The following is a 16,771-nucleotide window of genomic DNA, read 5'->3' on the forward strand; positions in this document are numbered from 1 at the left end:
TGATAATGTTGACGTTTGCGCACGCAGCGAATGACGGCTTTCCGCCCTCCGCGTCTGATCATTTCCTCTCAGCCAACCATGTTTTCTGCCAGAGGTAATAGGCTGACTGACTGATCGGCGGGCCTTCAAGAACCGCGAGGGTTTTCCATATCTTTGTCCCTTTGTACCCTGCCTCGATCATTTGAATGGCGACGGCTTTTCGCAGATCTGTCATGCTCGGCTTACGTCCCAGACGTTGGCCTCGGGCTTTGGCTTCTTGCAGTGCGATCTTGGTGCGGTCGGAGAAACCTTTGCGGTCCAGACGGTTGAGGCCGGTCAGCAGAGTACCGATTTGGGATTGCCAATCGTTTCGGCTGTCGAATGCATCATCAAGGCAGCGGATATGAATGCTCAACTCCCGCGCTGCCTCGACCGTGGCGGCGATGCCTTGTGTTGAAAGGTTGAGGTCGCTCAGAGACGGGGCGATGAGTTCCGCGTCTGCACTCAGATCGTTAAGCCAGACGGGCGGTGCATTTGGCTCTTCTGGGTCGGCCCTAAGAATCCGGTCCGTCGGAATACCTTCAGATGCAAGCCGTGCAATCGCGAGCTGCCGATCTTTAGCACTTCGCACTCCAGAGATCACGCCATAGCGACTTTCGGACATCGGAGACCTTTCGGAGAGAGCTGAAAACGGAGCGCGTTTGTTTTGGACCTGCGAAACATCTACTATATCTTGTGTCTCAGAATTTTCTTGACACTGAGATGCACGTTTATGCTCCAAATATGCACTCTTATGGTCCAATGACAACAACAATTGGGAATTTTGGTGGAGTTGATCGGGATCGAACCGACGACCTCGTCATTGCGAACGACGCGCTCTCCCAACTGAGCTACAACCCCACACTGGCCGTTGATTTGGACTTTTTGTGCCGAGATGTCAAGCACTCCGGCACGGGAAATCCTCCCCTGTCAGGCCGGCAGTTTGCCGTTCTGTTTGACGAAGGCAACGATGTCACGGGCCGGGCGAGCGCCGGCGATGCGGGCCACTTCCTTGCCGCCCTGATAGAGGATCAGCGCGGGGATGCCACGGATGCCGTTCTTCATCGACACGGTCGGGTAGTCCTCCGTGTTGATCTTGGCAAAGCGGGCCTTGCCTTTGAGCGCCTCGGCGGCTTTGGCGAATTCCGGCGCCATCATACGGCACGGCCCACACCACGGCGCCCAGAAATCGACGATCACCGGAAGATCGTCCTTTTTCGACAGGGCGTTCAGCGTTTTGGGGTCCAGTTCAGAGACTTTGCCGGACATCAGAGGCTCGCCACAAGTGCCACATTTCGGCCCGGCGGTAAGTTTCGCCACAGGCACACGGTTGACCTGAGCGCAGGTCGGGCAAGCGAGTTTCACATCGGTCTTCTCAAGGGTTGCGGCCATGGCCTGCCTCCTCTTCATATTCATGTTAAAGAATATATGTACCCTGACGGAACCCGGTTCAAGAGGCCAAAATGACACCCTTCCGAGAGTTGACCCCCGTGGAGCAAGCCCGCTTGCGCGAAGCCTACGCCGATGAGATGGCGCGGCAAACCAACACCTGTTCGATGGACGAAAAGATTTCCCGCTTCAACGCATGGCTGGAGCCGCAGGGCATCTCGTTCACCGAGGATGACCTGCGGCTCCAAAAGCGCTGATCACTCCGCCGCTTCGATATAGCTTTCGGGCGGCGGGCAGAGGCAGATCAGGTTGCGGTCGCCATAGGCGTTATCGACACGCCCGACCGGCGGCCAGTATTTGTCCACCCGGAACGCGCCTGGCGGGAAACAGCCCTGTTCGCGCGGATAGGGACGATCCCATTCGGCGACCAGATCGTTGACCGTATGCGGCGCGTGTTTGAGCGGGTTGTTGTCCTGTGGCAGCTCGCCGTTTTCGATCTGTTCAATCTCGTGACGGATCGACAGCATCGCCTCGCAGAACCGGTCCAGTTCCGCCTTGGTCTCGCTCTCTGTCGGCTCGATCATCAGCGTGCCGGGCACCGGGAAGGACATGGTCGGCGCATGAAAACCGCTGTCGATCAGGCGTTTGGCAATGTCATCGACGGTCACGCCCGTGGATTTCTCGAAACCGCGCGGATCGACGATGCACTCATGCGCGACGCGCCCCTGTTTGCCCTTGTAGAGCACCGGGAAGGCTTCGTTCAGGCGCGCGGCGATATAGTTGGCGTTGAGGATCGCGACTTTCGTTGCCTGCGTGATCCCCTGCCCGCCCATGAGCATACAGTACGCCCAGGAAATCGGCAGGATGGAGGCCGAGCCGAAATTCGCCCCTGACACCGGCCCCATCTCACCGGAGCCGTCCGGCGCGCCGGGCAGGAAACGGGCGAGATGCGCCTTGACCCCGATCGGCCCCATGCCGGGACCGCCGCCGCCATGCGGGATGCAGAAGGTCTTGTGCAGGTTGAGGTGGCTCACGTCAGAGCCGATCTCACCGGGTTTCGCGAGCCCCACCAAAGCGTTGAGGTTCGCGCCATCGAGATAAACCTGACCACCATGATCATGGGTGATCTTGCAGACCTCTTTCACGGTTTCCTCGAACACGCCGTGCGTCGAGGGATAAGTGATCATGCAGGCGGCGAGCTTATCTCCCGCCGCTTCGGCCTTTGCGCGAAAATCATCTAGGTCGATATCACCATTCGAGGCGGTTTTCACCACGACGACCTTGAGACCGACCATCTGCGCGGAGGCCGGGTTGGTGCCGTGCGCGGACATCGGAATGAGGCAGATGTTGCGCCCGCCCTGCCCGTTCGCACGATGATACGCCTGAATGGTCAGAAGCCCGGCATATTCGCCCTGCGCACCTGAATTGGGCTGCATCGACATGGCGTCATAGCCGGTGATCTCGCAAAGCTTGGCCGACAGATCGTCGATCATGTAGCGATAGCCCTCGGACTGATCCTCCGGCGCGTAGGGGTGGATCGCGTTGAACTCAGGCCAGGTGATCGGCATCATTTCGACGGCGGCGTTCAGCTTCATCGTACAGGACCCGAGCGGGATCATCGCGCGGTCCAACGCCAGATCGCGGTCGGCGAGGCGGCGCATATAGCGCATCATTTCGCCCTCCGCCCGGTTCATGCCGAAAATCGGATGTTCGAGATAGGCGGTTTTGCGGACGAGAGCCTCCGGGAAACCAAGCCCCGAAAAGCCTTTCGGCACCTCCGCCTCATGACCGAAGGCGCGCCAGACCTTGGCGATCACCTCGTCATCGGCCATTTCGTCCATGGCGATGGCGATGCGATCCTTGCCCACTTTGCGCAGGTTCAGCCCCTCGGCCACGGCAGAGCGCAAGATCACGCCCTGCATCGCACCGACCTCGACCGTGATCGTGTCGTAAAAGGCATCCGGCGAGACTTTGAAGCCCTCGGCCTTGAGCCCTTCGGCGAGTTTCACCGCCTTCGCATGAATCTGTTCGCCAATGGCGCGCAACCCGGCGGGACCGTGGAACACGGCGTAGAAAGAGGCCATGACAGCGAGCAAAGCTTGCGCGGTGCAGACGTTCGAGGTCGCTTTTTCGCGGCGGATATGTTGTTCGCGGGTCTGGAGCGACAGACGATAGGCGCGGTTGCCGGCGGCGTCGACGGAAACCCCGACAATCCGCCCTGGCATGGCGCGTTTCATCTCGTCCTTGCAGGACATGAAGGCGGCATGCGGGCCGCCAAAGCCCATCGGTACACCAAAGCGCTGCGCAGAGCCGACGGCAATATCCGCATCCATCGCGCCCGGCTCTTTGAGCATGGTCAGTGCCATGAGATCGGTCGCCATGATCGCGACGGCCTTCGCCTCATGCAGCGCGGCAATCTGGTCGGTGAAGTCCGCGACCTCGCCGTAAGTGCCCGGATATTGGAAGATCGCGCCAAAGACTTTTCCGGCCTTCATATCTTCCGGCTTGCCCTTGATGATCTCGATCCCCAAGGGGGCTGCACGGGTTTCCATGACGGCGATATTTTGCGGATGACAGTTTTCATCTACAAAAAATGCACCCATTTTTGATTTCGCCACACGCTGCGCCATGGTCATCGCCTCAGCGCAGGCGGTCGCTTCATCAAGGAGGGAGGCATTGGCAACCGGAAGCCCCGTGAGGTCCGACACCATCGTCTGGAAATTCAGCAAAGCCTCCAGACGCCCTTGCGCGATCTCCGGCTGGTAGGGCGTATAGGCCGTGTACCAGGCCGGGTTCTCAAGGATATTGCGCTGGATCGCGGGCGGCGTGGCCGTCCCGTAAAACCCCTGCCCGATCAGCGAGGTCATCACGAGGTTCTTCCTGGCCACCTTGCGGATATGGCCCAGAACCTCATGCTCGGTCATCGGCGCCCAGTCGAGCGGGGCCATCTGGCGGATCGCCATCGGCACGGTTTCGTCGATCAAGGCATCGAGAGACCGCGCGCCGATCACCTTCAGCATCTCCTCCATCTCCGCAGGAGACGGGCCGATGTGACGGCGGTTGGCGAAATCATAGGGGTTATAACTCGACGGGGTATAGGCCACGCTCAAAATCCTCAGCCGATATAGTCTTTGTATTCCGCTTCCGACATGAAATCGTTCAGCGCGGACATATCCTCGATCTTCATTTTGAAGAACCACGCATCGCCCATCGGGTCTTCACCCACCTTGCCCGGATCGTCAGAGAGCGGCGAGTTGACTTCAACGATCTCACCATCCAGCGGCGCCAAAATGTCGGAGGCGGCTTTGACGCTTTCGATCACCACGACCTCGTCGTCTTTCGACACGGTGGTGCCTTCCTCCGGCAGTTCGACGAACACCACATCGCCCAGTTGCTCGGCGGCGTGCTCGGTGATGCCGACAACGATCAGATCGTCCTCGACGCGGAGCCATTCGTGTTCTTCGGTGAATTTGATATCAGCGGCCATGTGTTTACGGTCCCTTAAGTGTTCAACGTTTGTAAGTAGAGGTGCGGAACGGCATCGGCGCAACCGTCACGGGCAGACGCTTGCCGCGCAGTTCGGCGAAAACTTCCGTACCGTCCACGGAATAGGCAGAGGGCAGATAGCCCATGGCGACCGGCCTCTCGACCGAAGGACCGAACCCGCCGGAGGTGATCACGCCGATCTGATCCGCGCTCTCAGCAGAAGCAAAAAGGGGCGTGCCCTCGCGCATCGGCGCGCGACCCTGCGGCAACAGCCCCACGCGCTTGTTCGATACGCCGTTTTCAAGCTCGCTCAGGATGCGACCCGCACCGGGAAAACCACCCGCACGCGCACCACCCCAGCGACGTACCTTCTGGATCGCCCAGGCGATATTGCCTTCGACCGGCGAGGTCGTCGTGTCGATATCGTGACCATAGAGGCACAGCCCCGCCTCCAACCGCAAACTGTCACGCGCGCCAAGCCCGATGGGCTCGACCTCATCCATGGCCACGAGTTTCTCGGCCACGGTGACGGCCATATCCGCAGGGATCGAAATCTCGAACCCGTCCTCGCCGGTATAGCCAGAGCGCGAAATCCACCACTCGACGGCATCGACGGTGATCCGCACCGAATCCATGAATTTCAGCTCCCCCACCTGCGGCACCAGACGCGCCAAAACCGCCTCCGCCGCCGGGCCTTGCAGCGCCAAAAGCGCGCGGTCGGTCACTTCCGTCACCGTCACATGATCCGGCAAGGTCGCGTTCAGATGCGCGATGTCTTCCGCCTTGCAGGCCGCATTGACCACAAGGAAAAGCCCGTCGCCGGTGTTCGAAATCATCAGATCGTCGAGAATGCCGCCGGTCTCATTGGTGAAAATTCCATAGCGTTGCCGCGCCGGTTTCAGCCCCAAAACATCGACAGGAACAATGCTTTCCAGCGCCAGTGCCAGCGCCTCGATCCCCTCGGACGAGGTGAGCATCACCTGCCCCATATGCGACACATCGAACAGCCCGGCGGCCGCGCGGGTGTGCAGGTGTTCCTTCATCACGCCCAGCGGATATTGCACCGGCATCTCGTAGCCCGCAAAGGGCACCATTCTGGCCTCCTGCGCGACGTGAAAATCGTAGAGCGGCGTGCGGTTCAGAGCACTGGTTTGATCGGCCATAACATCCCCTTTGCATCCTGCCGACGCACCACGCCCGGCATCACTCTGGCAGGTTACCCTGCATGATGCCCCCTCTGTCTTGGTGCCTGAGATCGTTATCCCTTCGGCGGAGGCAAAACACCCCTCTCTCCAGAGTTTTGATCGCGCGAAGGTCCGTTTACCTGAGAGTTTCCCGGGGCGGTTGCTCCTTCGGTAGGGGTTCACCCCTTCTCCCGACGCACGATATTGTGGCGACGTTATGCGAGCCATGGATTCGGGGCAAGCCGGAAATGTTTCCGATAGGAAACTTACGACAAAAAGGCAGTAGAAAGCCGCCATGCGGAGATTTCCGTGGCGGCTTTTTGTGTGAAAGTGAACAGAAGAGCTTAAAGCGTCGGCTTTTTCTGCAAAAGCGGCATGACATTGGACATATCCGGGCCTCGCTCCATGCCGGTCACGGCTTTGCGCAGCGGCATGAACAGGCTCTTGCCCTTGCGGCCCGTCGCCTCTTTTACCGCCGTCGTCCACTCTTTCCAGCTCTCGGCCGTATAGGGCGGCTCGGGCAACATTTCGAAAGCCTGCCCGATGAACTCCTTATCCTCATCGGCGATCAGCGGCGTTGCCCCATCGCGGAACAACTCCCACCAACCGGCCATATCGGCTTTGACGGTGATGTTCTCCCGCACGACATTCCAAAACGGCTCCGCGATCTCGGCAGGCACGCCAAGCGCGGCCACATCATCCGCCACATCCGAGAAGGGACGGGCATGGTTGATCTGGGAGGTCAGCGCGAAGAGGTCTTGGCTGTCGAACTTGGTCGGGGCCGCCCCGAATTGCGACAGATCGAACCCTTCGATCAGCTCTTCCATGGAGGTCCTAAGCTCGACCGGTTGCGACGATCCGAGACGCGCCATCAACGACAAAAGCGCCATCGGCTCGACCCCTTGCGCCCGCAGGTCGCGCAGGGACAGTGTGCCGAGACGTTTCGACAAAGCCTCGCCATGCGGGCCGGTCAAAAGCGAGTGGTGCGCGAAAGACGGCACTTTGCCGCCCAGCGCCTCGATGATCTGAACCTGTGTCGCGGTGTTGGTGACGTGATCCGCACCGCGCACAATATTGGTCACACCAAAGTCGATATCGTCACAAACGGAGGCGAGCGTATAGAGGAACTGACCGTCGGCACGGATCAGCACCGGGTCGGAGACGGAGGCGGCGTCGATGGAAATCGGGCCGAGAATGCCGTCTTCCCACTCGATACGGGTCTGATCGAGTTTGAAGCGCCACACGCCATTACCACGCTCGGCACGCAGCTTGTCTTTCTCCTCATCCGAGAGCGCCAGAGCGGCGCGGTCATAGACCGGCGGCTTGCCCATGTTCAGGAGTTTCTTGCGCTTCAGATCCAGCTCGGTCGGCGTCTCAAAAGCCTCGTAAAACCGCCCCTTGTCACGCAATTCCTGGGCGGCTTCCTCGTACCGCCCAAGACGCTCCGACTGTTTCTCGAACCGGTCCCAGGTAAAGCCGAGCCATTCAAGATCTTCGAGCACACCATCGGCATATTCCTGTGTCGAGCGCACCTGATCGGTGTCGTCGAGACGCAGGATGAACTGGCCTCCTGCTTTCCGTGTCAGCAGGTAGTTGAACAGCGCAGAGCGCAGGTTGCCGATATGGATAAAGCCCGTGGGAGAGGGCGCGAAACGTGTGACGATCATTTTCTGTCTCCTGTTGCGCCCCCTCTTTCATATCACGCCTCAAGAGTCCATATCGGGTGCAGTTTCACAACGGATTTCATAGGGACAATCGCCATGACATCACCGCTTCTTGAGGCATCCGCGCCCGATCTCGACCTGATCGAGGATATCGCGCGGGCGACCATGGCCGAACTGCCCCCGGCATTCAAAGTTCTCGCCTCGAACGTGGCGCTCACCGTGATGGATTTCGCACCGGAGGAACTGCTCGCCGAGATCGGTATCGAAGACCCGTTCGAGCTGACCGGGCTTTATACCGGCATCCCGATGACCGAGAAATCCACGATGGATCAACCGATGTCGCCGGACACGATCTGGCTCTTCCGCCGCCCGATCCTCGACGAATGGTGCGCGCGAGGGAATGTGACACTGACGCAAATGGTGGCGCATGTCACCGTACATGAGTTGGCGCATCACTTCGGCTGGTCGGACGAGGATATCGCCACCATAGACAAATGGTGGGAATACGACTGATCCCTTCACCAGGGCCGCGCGCCTCCTGACGCAAATGTCATTCGCGCGGGCGTTGCCTGTGCTATTCTTCCCGGAAATGGTTTCAAAACATTCCGGGAGGACGCACACATGAAGACTTCTCACCTGACCACCCCTTTCCTGTCCCGTCGCCATCTCCTGCTCGGCGCGGCCAGCCTGCCCGTGGCCGCCAGCCTGCCCTTCGCCGCCCGTGCCGAAGCCCCGATGATGGGGGCTGCACTCGCCCCCTATCGTCGGTTCAAACTCGGCGCTTTCGAGGTCACAACCCTGCTCGCGGGCACCCGCACCGTGCCCGATCCGCATACGATCTTCGGCCTGAATGCGACGGATGAGGAGTTCACCGCCGCCTCGGAGGCGAATTTCATCCCTTCTGACGCCGCGCAATTCTTTTTCACCCCCACACTTGTGAACACCGGCTCCGAGTTGATCCTGTTCGACACCGGACTGGCCCCGGAGGGCATCGTCAGCGCGCTCTCTGCCGCAGGCTACGCCCCCGATCAGGTGGACCGCGTGGTGATCACCCATATGCATGGCGACCATATCGGCGGGATTTATGCCGACGCGCCCACCTTCGCCAATGCCGCCTATGCGACCGGCAGCGTCGAAATGGATCACTGGGATATGTCCGGAAATGACGGGTTCGAGGCCAAAATCCGCCCGCTTCAGGACCGCTTCGACCTACTCAAAGAAGGTTCTGAGGTCGCTTCCGGCATCACAGCTATGGAGGCCTTCGGACACACGCCGGGCCACATGGCCTTCCATCTCGAAAGCGAGGGCGAACGCCTGATCCTCGGCGCGGATTTTGCCAACCACTACATCTATTCGCTCGCCCATCCCGACTGGGAAGTGCTTTATGACGCGGACAAGGCCACCGCCGCCAAGACCCGGCGCAAAATGCTCGACATGATGGCCACGGACCGCGTGCCCTTCATCGGCTATCACATGCCCTTCCCGGCTCTGGGATACGTTCGCGCGACAGACAGCAGTTTCGAATATGTCCCCGCCAGTTATCAGACCATGATCGAGAGCTGATCAAAGCCTGAGCGTTCGGGTTCTGTGTTGCGCAAAAACCAGACGCGGAACCCGATATTGCTGACATGCATCAGGGCTGTTAACGCTATCCGGGGTAGGCTAGGGTCGGGAGGCATGTGAATCATGCCCCTGACACGCGCTTCGGGCAGATACGAAACGGTTGGCAAAAAATGGTCCAGATTCTGACAATTACCCTGAACCCGACGGTGGACCTGTCCACCACGACCGCCACCGTCAGCGCAGGTCCCAAGCTGCGGTGCACACACCCTGAGGCCGATCCGGGCGGAGGTGGCATCAACGTGTCCCGCGCGATCAAATTCCTCGGTGGCGAAAGCACGGCCTTCACCGCCGTGGGCGGCGAAACCGGCGCGCATCTGTTGCGGCTTCTGGCCGAGGAACATGTGCGGTTTACCGCCTTTTCCGTCACCGGCGGCGCCACCCGCCAATCCATCGCCGTGACCGAACAACAAACCGGCAAGCAATATCGTTTCGTCATGCCCGGGCCTTACTGGCATCACGAGATGGTCGATGAATCGCTCAACGCTATCGTGCAGGCCGCGCCGCTCGGCGGGGTCGTCGTGCTGTCCGGCTCGCAACCGCCGGGAGTGCCGATGGATTACCCCGCGCGCCTCTCGCGTCATCTGGCGGCAAAGGGCGTGCAATTGTTCGTGGACACCTCCGGCAAGCCACTGCACGAGCTGACGAAAAACCCGGCCAATCCCTATGTGCTGCGCATGGACGATGTCGAGGCAGAGGATCTCGCCGGGCGCAAACTTCCCACCCGCAAGGACACCGCCGATTTCGCCAGTGAACTGGTGGCACGCGGCGTGGCGGAAAATGTCATCGTCGCCCGCGGAGCCGACGGCTCGACGCTGGTCAACAAGGAGGGACGCTGGCACGCCTCCCGCGCCATCCCCGCCGAAGACGTGGTCTCTGCCGTGGGGGCGGGAGACAGTTTCGTCGGCGCATTTTCTCTCGCCCTCACCCGAGGCGACACGATGCAGCAGGCGCTGTGCTTTGGCACCTCGGCGGCCTCGTCCGCCGTCATGTCCCCCGGAACCCAGCTTTGCAACCGTGAACAGGTCGAGCAGCTTTTACCAGGCTGCGAACTGGTCGAGGTCTGAGCGCGTCACGCGCCCTCAGCCGAAGCCAGCGCCAGACCGTCGACCACCGCCGTGAACGCCTCACCGCGCAAGGGCCGCGCTGCGGGAAGCACGGCTTCACAGGCCTTCTCGACCACATGCATCAGGGACGAACCGCCGACATAGACGACCGCCCCAACCGCTTCCGGTGCCAGATCCGCCCGGAGCAGTGTTTCTAAAATCGCCTCTTCAAGCTCCACGCGATAAGGCGCAAGGTCCTCGGCTAATGCCGCCGGCGTCAGCGCCGCAGACAGCCCCTTTTCCACCAGCGACAGGTCGATCTCTGCGGCGTCCCCGCCATTGGCGACGATCTTCGCCGCCTCAACCGCGAATGCCACGTCATGACCAAGCTCGGCTTCGATCACCTCGACCAGACGCGCGAGCTTGTCCGGCTCAACCGCGTGGGCATAGAGATCGCGCACCTTCATCAGCGTCTCCCGCGTGTAAAGAAACGGAATTTTCTGCCAACTCGCCAGGTCGTTGAAAATCTGCGTCGGCATCGGCAAAAGCCCCTCACCCAGTGTGCGCCGGAGCTCGGTCCCCGCCCCGAAAAGCGGCATGGCATGGGCAAGGCTCAGCGTCCGGTCGAAATGCGTCCCCCCAAGGCGAATGCCGTGGGATGACAGGATGTCGACCTGCCCCTTGTCCTTGCGAAACAGGGTGAAATCCGAGGTGCCGCCGCCGATGTCGACGACGAGGCCGATTTCTCCCGGCCTCAGATCCTGCGACGCAAGCGCCGCCGCTTCCGGTTCGGCGAGGAACCGAATGCGCTTGAACCCGGCCATTTCATAGGCCTCGCGCAGATCGCGTTCGGCCTGCGCATCGCGTTCGGGGTCCTTTGAGTGAAAATGTACCGGACGACCGGAAACGACGCCCGTCACGGGTTGGCGAAGCTGATCTTCGGTGCGTTGTTTCAGCGTTGCGAGGAATTGCGCGATCACATCCAGAAGGCTCTGACGCTTGCCGCCAATGGGGCGCGTCTCGCGCAGGAGCGACGTGCCCAGAACGGATTTCAGCGCCCGCATATAACGGCCTTCCTCACCGTCAATCAGCGCCTTGTTCGCCGCCGATCCGAGCCGCATGTTTCCTCTGGGATCGAAAAACACCGCCGTGGGCAGGGTCTTTTCTCCCGGCTCCAGTTCGACAAGCCAGGGTGCGCCATTAACCGCAAGGCCAAGCGCAGAATTCGATGTGCCGAAGTCGATACCGACAGTAAGCTCCATGGCGTGCCTCCAGATGGAAAGCGCGCTGTCTAACGCTCTGCGACGCACAGAGCAAGAGAGATCGCCCCCTGAATCCCCCGCATTCCTTTCTCCGCGTTAAGGTTAATCAGATTAAGGTTAACGCGGGAAAAGAGAGATGCTCAGTGAGACGTCTTGAACCGACGACTTAGCTCGGATCGCGCCAGTGGCTTGCGATCGGATAGCGCCGGTCGAGCCAGAAGGCGCGCGGCGTCAGACGTGTGCCGGGTGCGGACTGGAAGCGTTTGTATTCAGAGATGTAGAGAAGATGTTCGACCTTTTTGACCGTCGCCCGGTCGAACCCGGCTTCGACCAGATCGGATACGCTTTCCTCGCGATCCACCAGCCCTGCGAGGATCGCATCGAGCACCTCGTAGGGCGGCAGGCTGTCCTCGTCTTTCTGATCGGGGCGCAACTCGGCCGAGGGCGGTTTGTCGATGATCGACACGGGGATGACCTCCCCTTCCGGCCCTTTCATCCAGTCGCGGTGATTGGCATTGCGCCAACGGCATTGCTCGAACACCCGCGTCTTGTAGAGATCCTTGATCGGATTATAGCCGCCGTTCATATCGCCATAGATCGTGCAATAGCCCACGGCCATTTCCGATTTGTTGCCGGTTGTCAGCAACATGGACCCGAACTTGTTCGACAGCGCCATGAGCAGCAGCCCACGCAGACGCGACTGGATGTTTTCCTCGGTCGTGTCGAAAGGCAGATCGCCGAAGATCGGCGCGAGCGTTTCTGTGATCGCATTGCGGCCCTGGCTGATCGGCACAAAATCATAACGGCATCCCAGACGGGTCGCGATGTCCTTGGCGTCGTCCAGCGAACTCTGCGAGGTGTATTCCGACGGCAGCATCACACAATGCACGTTCTCCGCGCCGATGGCATCGGTGGCAATCGTGGCGACAATCGCCGAGTCGATCCCTCCCGAAAGGCCAAGCACCACCTTTTTGAACCCGGTCTTCCCGAGATAATCGCGCAGGCTCTGGACCATAGCGCGATAGTCCTGCTCCCACTCGTCGGGCTGATGGGTGATCTCGCCTTCCGAGGCGACCCATTTGCCGCCCTCTTTCACGAAATCCACATGGCGCAGACAGGTCTCGAAAGCCGGAAGGATATGCGCGGGCTTGCCGTGACGATTGATCACGAAAGAGCCGCCATCGAACACCTGATCGTCCTGCCCTCCGACCATGTTGAGATAAACAAGAGGTACGTCATTCTCGATCACCCGCGACACCATGTGGGTGAGCCGGGTGTTGAATTTGTTGCGATAATAGGGCGAGCCATTGGGCACCAAAAGGATTTCCGCGCCGCTCTCCACCTGCGCCTCGGCAACGTCCTCGTACCACGCGTCTTCGCAGATCGGCGAGCCGATGCGCAGCGGGCCGATGGCATAGGGTCCTTCGAATGGGCCGGACGCAAAAAGACGTTTCTCGTCGAACACCTTGTAATTCGGCAGGTGATGTTTGCGCAGCACCTGTTTGACGCGCCCTCCGGCCAAAATCCAATAGCCGTTGTAAAGCGCATCGCCATAGAAATAGGGCGCGCCTACACCGATGGCCGGACCGTCCAAGGTCAACGCAGCCAGTTCTTCGGCCTTCGCCATGGCCGTATTGACCAGCGCGGGCTTCATCACAAGATCCTGCGGTTGATAGCCGATGAGGAACAATTCCGGGAAGACGATCATATCCGCCCCCGCCGCCTTCGCCGTGGCATGGGCCTCACGCACCTGCTGCGCATTGGCGTCGATCGCCCCCACGGTTGGATTGAGCTGGGCGAGGGTAAGGCGAAAATTTTCGGTCATGGCACTCGTGCGTCCTGATATCTTGTGGCAAGGTTTAGCAGAATGACGCCCAAGGGAAAGCCGGTCACGGGAAAAACATTTGAAGCCCGGAGACCAAGCCCCTAGTCTGGCGCACGACCGAAGCCGCCCACCCAAGCGCACAGCGCCCAAGGCAGGCACCGGACCGAACTATCTGGGATGGGACAGATTACAGTGACACGGATGCGCATTACGCTGACCGCGGCGACCCTGATCGGGCTGTCGCACCTGACCGCAACACCGCTCATGGCTCAGGACGACCGACCGGTGGAAACCCACCAGTTCGAAGAAGGTGGCATTTACGAAGGCACCTTCAAGGACGGGTTGCAGGACGGGGTCGGCACTTACCGGCTGCCCAACGGGTTCGAATACACCGGCGAATGGGTGATGGGCGAGATCAAGGGTCAGGGCATCGCACGGTTCACCGACGGATCGGTCTATGAAGGTGCCTTTGCCAAGGGCAAACCGGACGGATTCGGCAAGATCACCTATGCCGATGGCGGCACCTATGAGGGCGACTGGGTTGATGGCGAGGCCATCGGCTCCGGCGTCGCGGTCTATGCCAACGGCGTGAAATACGAGGGCGGCTTTCTCGCCGCCAAACACCATGGCCAAGGCCGGATGGAAAGCCCGACGGGCTATGTCTACGAAGGCGGTTGGGTCAATGGCGTCAAGGAAGGCAAGGGCAAGATCACCTATCCCGAGGGCGCGACCTATGACGGCGAAATGGCCCGCGACATGCGTCACGGTCAGGGCATCCTGACCACGGACGAGGGCATGGTGCTCGACTGCAACTGGGTGGACAACCAATGCAACGGCACAGGCAAGATCACCCAGCCCAATGGCGATGTCTACGAGGGCGAGCTTGTGGCCGGCAAACGTCAGGGCATGGGCAAAGTGACCTATGCCAACGGCGATATCTATGAAGGCCAGTTCGACGATGACAAGCGCCACGGGCAAGGCACGTTCACCGGTGCGGACGGCTATCTCTATACCGGTCAGTGGGTCGACGGGCGGATCGAAGGCGAGGGACAGGTCACCTACCCCGACGGCTCGGTCTATGTCGGTCAGTTCAAGGACGACCTTTCTCACGGCAAGGGCAAGATCACCTATCCGAACGGCACCACCTATGAGGGCGACTGGCTCTACGGTGTGCCGGAGGGCGAGGGGATCGTGCAATATACCGGCGGTCTGACCTACGAAGGCGGGTTCAAGAACGCGCAAAGCCATGGATTCGGCAAGATGACCTATGCCGATGGCTTCGTCTACGAGGGCGACTGGGTCGAGGGGCAGCGTCAGGGCAAGGGCAAGGGCACCTATCCCGACGGCACGGTCTATGAGGGCGATTACGTCGCGGGCAAGCGCGAGGGGATCGGCACCATCGTGATGCCTTCGGGCTTCACCTATACCGGCGAGTGGAAAGACGGTGAAATTCAGGGGCGCGGCAAGGCCACCTATGCCAATGGCGACAGCTATGAGGGGCTGTTCGTGGCGGGCAAGGCCAACGGGCGCGGCACGATCACCTACAAGGACGGACGCGTTGTCTCAGGCGACTGGGTCGATGGCGCGCTGGTGTCCGAGGATGCGGCTCCGGCAGAACCCGCCCCCGAAGACGCGCCCGCGGCCTCTGAGTAATCCGCACCGAAACACACAGCCTAAAGCGCCCCGCCTTTAACCTGAGCTATCAGATAAAGGTGGGGCCCGTACAACGCTCATATCTTGCACTGCGTTTCGCCAAAAGCTGTGTCTCAGTTTTTGTGGCAGAACGCTTTATCTCAAAAAGGCGGCTCATCCCGGCCGCCTTTTCCTTTGACCAAAACCCTCCCGACGACGTGCGCCGGGAGGGGGCCGATCCATGTGCGGATGGATCAGGACTTCAGCTTGTTGACCTTCATGATCTTCATGATCATGCGTTCGTAGAACGGCTCGGACACACCGCGTTTCACCTTGCGCATGAAATACCACTCGAAACCGAGCTTCGCCCAATGCACCCATTTGCCGTGGCCCGCCCAGTTGACGTTGCGCGGCGGATTCTGCGGCATGGCAAGAAAAGCTGCGCCCCCGTCACCGAAGTCGGCGAGGCAAAGCGCGTTCCAGGTGGCAAGATTCTTCGGCTCCTCGCCCTTCATGATCAGCGGAATGTTATGCGCCGTCGCGGTCACCATGCTTTCGATCATGAACCCGGTTTTCGGCACACCGGTCGGGATCACGGTCGGCTCTTTCGGCGCAATCGCGATACAAACGCCAATGCCGAAAATGTTCGGATAGGTCGGGTTGCGCTGGAACTCGTCGACGATGACGAAGCCGCGCGGGTTCACCAGCCCCTCGATGCCCATCAACGCCGGAATGCCGCGGAAAGCCGGAAGCAGCATGGAATAAGCAAACGGGATCTCATGTTCCTTCACCGGATTGCCATACTGGTCATGCTCGGTGACGAAGACCTTGCCGTCTTCGAACTTGTTGGTCTTGGCGTTGGTGATCCAGCGGATCGACCGGTCGCGCATGATGCTCTCCAGCATCCCCTTGGTGTCCCCCACTCCGCCAAGGCCGAGATGGCCGATATACGGCTCCGGGGTTACAAAGGTCATCGGCACCTTGTCGCGGATTTTCCGGCGGCGCAGATCGGTGTCGATGGTCATGGCATATTCATAGGCCGGGCCGAAACAGGACGCGCCCTGCACTGCTCCCACTACGATCGGCCCCGGATTGGCGCAGAAATCTTCCCATTTATCGCCCGACTCGGCGGCATGTTCGACATGGCAAACGGAATGGGTATAGCCTGCGGGGCCAAAGCCCTCGATCTCGTCAAAGGCCAGATCCGGTCCGGTCGCCAGCACGAGATAATCGTAGGTAACCTCACGCCCGGAGGCCAGAGTGATCTTGTTCTCTTTCGGATCGAGCGCCACCGCCCCGTCACAAATAAAGTCGATGCCCCGCCGTTTCATGATCGGTTCAAGCTCGATGGTCAGATCATCCTTTTTGCGCCAACCGACACCCGCCCAGGGGTTCGATGGCGTGAACTGGAAATAGCTCTTGTTGGAAATGACCGTAATCCTGTCATCCTTGCCCACGGTTTCCTTCAACTCATAGGCCTGAATGGTGCCGCCAAGACCTGCCCCGAGCACGACGATATGTGCCATTATAGTCTCCCTTCCTGAAAAGCCTCCGCCTGTCCGGGTCAGCATTCCCTGCGGAGTGAGATGCATTGATCATAACACAGCTTTTAAGAGTACCGGTTTGATTTCGGTCGCATTCGAGT

The 16,771-nt window shown here is 60.2% G+C and carries 14 protein-coding genes, 1 tRNA gene and 1 riboswitch; of the genes, 5 read left to right on the forward strand and 10 right to left on the reverse strand.

Going from position 1 to position 16,771, the window contains the following annotated elements; all coding sequences use genetic code 11:
* Nucleotides 1–58 precede the first annotated feature (58 nt).
* The 3 genes from C8N42_RS17940 to trxC all read right to left on the reverse strand — a co-directional run bounded on the left by C8N42_RS17940 (nucleotide 59) and on the right by trxC (nucleotide 1,410).
* Nucleotides 59–643 carry a recombinase family protein gene (locus C8N42_RS17940; RefSeq protein ID WP_107817870.1) on the reverse strand — a complete coding sequence of 195 codons (585 nt, stop codon included), beginning with the start codon at nucleotides 641–643 and terminating at the stop codon, nucleotides 59–61.
* Nucleotides 644–803: 160 nt separating this feature from the next.
* Nucleotides 804–879 (reverse strand) — tRNA-Ala (locus C8N42_RS17945).
* A gap of 69 nt (nucleotides 880–948) precedes the next feature.
* Entirely contained in the window at nucleotides 949–1,410 is a 462-nt protein-coding gene (trxC, locus tag C8N42_RS17950; RefSeq protein ID WP_107817871.1) for a thioredoxin TrxC, read from the reverse strand.
* A 71-nt stretch (nucleotides 1,411–1,481) separates the two neighbouring features.
* Between trxC and C8N42_RS17955 the strand changes: the two genes are divergently transcribed.
* Nucleotides 1,482–1,664 (forward strand): hypothetical protein, encoded by a 183-nt coding sequence (locus tag C8N42_RS17955; RefSeq protein WP_107817872.1) that lies wholly within the window; start codon nucleotides 1,482–1,484, stop codon nucleotides 1,662–1,664.
* Here C8N42_RS17955 and gcvP read toward each other — a convergent pair whose 3' ends face one another.
* The 4 genes from gcvP to gltX form a co-directional block, all read right to left on the reverse strand.
* A complete protein-coding gene (gene gcvP, locus C8N42_RS17960; protein ID WP_107817873.1) occupies nucleotides 1,665–4,511 on the reverse strand; it encodes an aminomethyl-transferring glycine dehydrogenase in 2,847 nt (948 codons plus the stop codon).
* An 11-nt stretch (nucleotides 4,512–4,522) separates the two neighbouring features.
* Nucleotides 4,523–4,882 (reverse strand): glycine cleavage system protein GcvH, encoded by a 360-nt coding sequence (gene gcvH / locus C8N42_RS17965; RefSeq protein WP_107817896.1) that lies wholly within the window; start codon nucleotides 4,880–4,882, stop codon nucleotides 4,523–4,525.
* A 34-nt stretch (nucleotides 4,883–4,916) separates the two neighbouring features.
* Entirely contained in the window at nucleotides 4,917–6,056 is a 1,140-nt protein-coding gene (gcvT, locus tag C8N42_RS17970) for a glycine cleavage system aminomethyltransferase GcvT (RefSeq protein ID WP_107817874.1), read from the reverse strand.
* Nucleotides 6,057–6,195: 139 nt separating this feature from the next.
* Nucleotides 6,196–6,281, reverse strand: a riboswitch (glycine riboswitch).
* A 140-nt stretch (nucleotides 6,282–6,421) separates the two neighbouring features.
* On the reverse strand, nucleotides 6,422–7,744 hold the full coding sequence (gltX, locus tag C8N42_RS17975; protein ID WP_107817875.1) for a glutamate--tRNA ligase: 1,323 nt from the start codon (nucleotides 7,742–7,744) through the stop codon (nucleotides 6,422–6,424).
* Between the two features lie 93 nt (nucleotides 7,745–7,837).
* Here gltX and C8N42_RS17980 point away from each other — a divergent pair, with 93 nt between their 5' ends.
* The 3 genes from C8N42_RS17980 (at nucleotide 7,838) to C8N42_RS17990 (ending at nucleotide 10,428) form a co-directional block, all read left to right on the forward strand.
* Nucleotides 7,838–8,254 (forward strand): metallopeptidase family protein, encoded by a 417-nt coding sequence (locus tag C8N42_RS17980; protein ID WP_107817876.1) that lies wholly within the window; start codon nucleotides 7,838–7,840, stop codon nucleotides 8,252–8,254.
* Nucleotides 8,255–8,362: 108 nt separating this feature from the next.
* Nucleotides 8,363–9,304 carry an MBL fold metallo-hydrolase gene (locus C8N42_RS17985; protein WP_107817877.1) on the forward strand — a complete coding sequence of 314 codons (942 nt, stop codon included), beginning with the start codon at nucleotides 8,363–8,365 and terminating at the stop codon, nucleotides 9,302–9,304.
* A gap of 170 nt (nucleotides 9,305–9,474) precedes the next feature.
* Nucleotides 9,475–10,428 (forward strand): 1-phosphofructokinase family hexose kinase, encoded by a 954-nt coding sequence (locus C8N42_RS17990; RefSeq protein WP_107817878.1) that lies wholly within the window; start codon nucleotides 9,475–9,477, stop codon nucleotides 10,426–10,428.
* A gap of 5 nt (nucleotides 10,429–10,433) precedes the next feature.
* Here C8N42_RS17990 and C8N42_RS17995 read toward each other — a convergent pair whose 3' ends face one another.
* Nucleotides 10,434–11,669, reverse strand: coding sequence for an Hsp70 family protein (locus C8N42_RS17995; protein WP_107817879.1), 1,236 nt, complete (start codon nucleotides 11,667–11,669; stop codon nucleotides 10,434–10,436).
* A gap of 166 nt (nucleotides 11,670–11,835) precedes the next feature.
* A complete protein-coding gene (locus C8N42_RS18000; protein WP_107817880.1) occupies nucleotides 11,836–13,494 on the reverse strand; it encodes an NAD+ synthase in 1,659 nt (552 codons plus the stop codon).
* Nucleotides 13,495–13,671: 177 nt separating this feature from the next.
* Here C8N42_RS18000 and C8N42_RS18005 point away from each other — a divergent pair, with 177 nt between their 5' ends.
* Nucleotides 13,672–15,147, forward strand: a complete 1,476-nt coding sequence (locus C8N42_RS18005; RefSeq protein ID WP_425430536.1) for an MORN repeat-containing protein — start codon at nucleotides 13,672–13,674, stop codon at nucleotides 15,145–15,147.
* A gap of 233 nt (nucleotides 15,148–15,380) precedes the next feature.
* On the opposite strand, the gene C8N42_RS18010 is transcribed toward C8N42_RS18005, so the two are convergent.
* Nucleotides 15,381–16,652 carry an NAD(P)/FAD-dependent oxidoreductase gene (locus C8N42_RS18010; RefSeq protein ID WP_107817882.1) on the reverse strand — a complete coding sequence of 424 codons (1,272 nt, stop codon included), beginning with the start codon at nucleotides 16,650–16,652 and terminating at the stop codon, nucleotides 15,381–15,383.
* Nucleotides 16,653–16,771: the final 119 nt, after the last annotated feature.

Origin of the sequence: Celeribacter persicus, assembly GCF_003050785.1 — a bacterium.
Taxonomy (GTDB): domain Bacteria; phylum Pseudomonadota; class Alphaproteobacteria; order Rhodobacterales; family Rhodobacteraceae; genus Celeribacter; species Celeribacter persicus.

Bases quoted from the DNA above. Each gene is read 5' to 3' on its own strand.
- C8N42_RS17940 (WP_107817870.1), bottom strand. From the start codon at position 643: ATGTCCGAAAGTCGCTATGGCGTGATCTCTGGAGTGCGAAGTGCTAAA.
- trxC (WP_107817871.1), bottom strand. From the start codon at position 1,410: ATGGCCGCAACCCTTGAGAAGACCGATGTGAAACTCGCTTGCCCGACC.
- C8N42_RS17955 (WP_107817872.1), top strand. From the start codon at position 1,482: ATGACACCCTTCCGAGAGTTGACCCCCGTGGAGCAAGCCCGCTTGCGC.
- gcvT (WP_107817874.1), bottom strand. From the start codon at position 6,056: ATGGCCGATCAAACCAGTGCTCTGAACCGCACGCCGCTCTACGATTTT.
- gltX (WP_107817875.1), bottom strand. From the start codon at position 7,744: ATGATCGTCACACGTTTCGCGCCCTCTCCCACGGGCTTTATCCATATC.
- C8N42_RS17980 (WP_107817876.1), top strand. From the start codon at position 7,838: ATGACATCACCGCTTCTTGAGGCATCCGCGCCCGATCTCGACCTGATC.
- C8N42_RS17985 (WP_107817877.1), top strand. From the start codon at position 8,363: ATGAAGACTTCTCACCTGACCACCCCTTTCCTGTCCCGTCGCCATCTC.
- C8N42_RS17990 (WP_107817878.1), top strand. From the start codon at position 9,475: ATGGTCCAGATTCTGACAATTACCCTGAACCCGACGGTGGACCTGTCC.
- C8N42_RS17995 (WP_107817879.1), bottom strand. From the start codon at position 11,669: ATGGAGCTTACTGTCGGTATCGACTTCGGCACATCGAATTCTGCGCTT.
- C8N42_RS18000 (WP_107817880.1), bottom strand. From the start codon at position 13,494: ATGACCGAAAATTTTCGCCTTACCCTCGCCCAGCTCAATCCAACCGTG.
- C8N42_RS18005 (WP_425430536.1), top strand. From the start codon at position 13,672: ATGGGACAGATTACAGTGACACGGATGCGCATTACGCTGACCGCGGCG.
- C8N42_RS18010 (WP_107817882.1), bottom strand. From the start codon at position 16,652: ATGGCACATATCGTCGTGCTCGGGGCAGGTCTTGGCGGCACCATTCAG.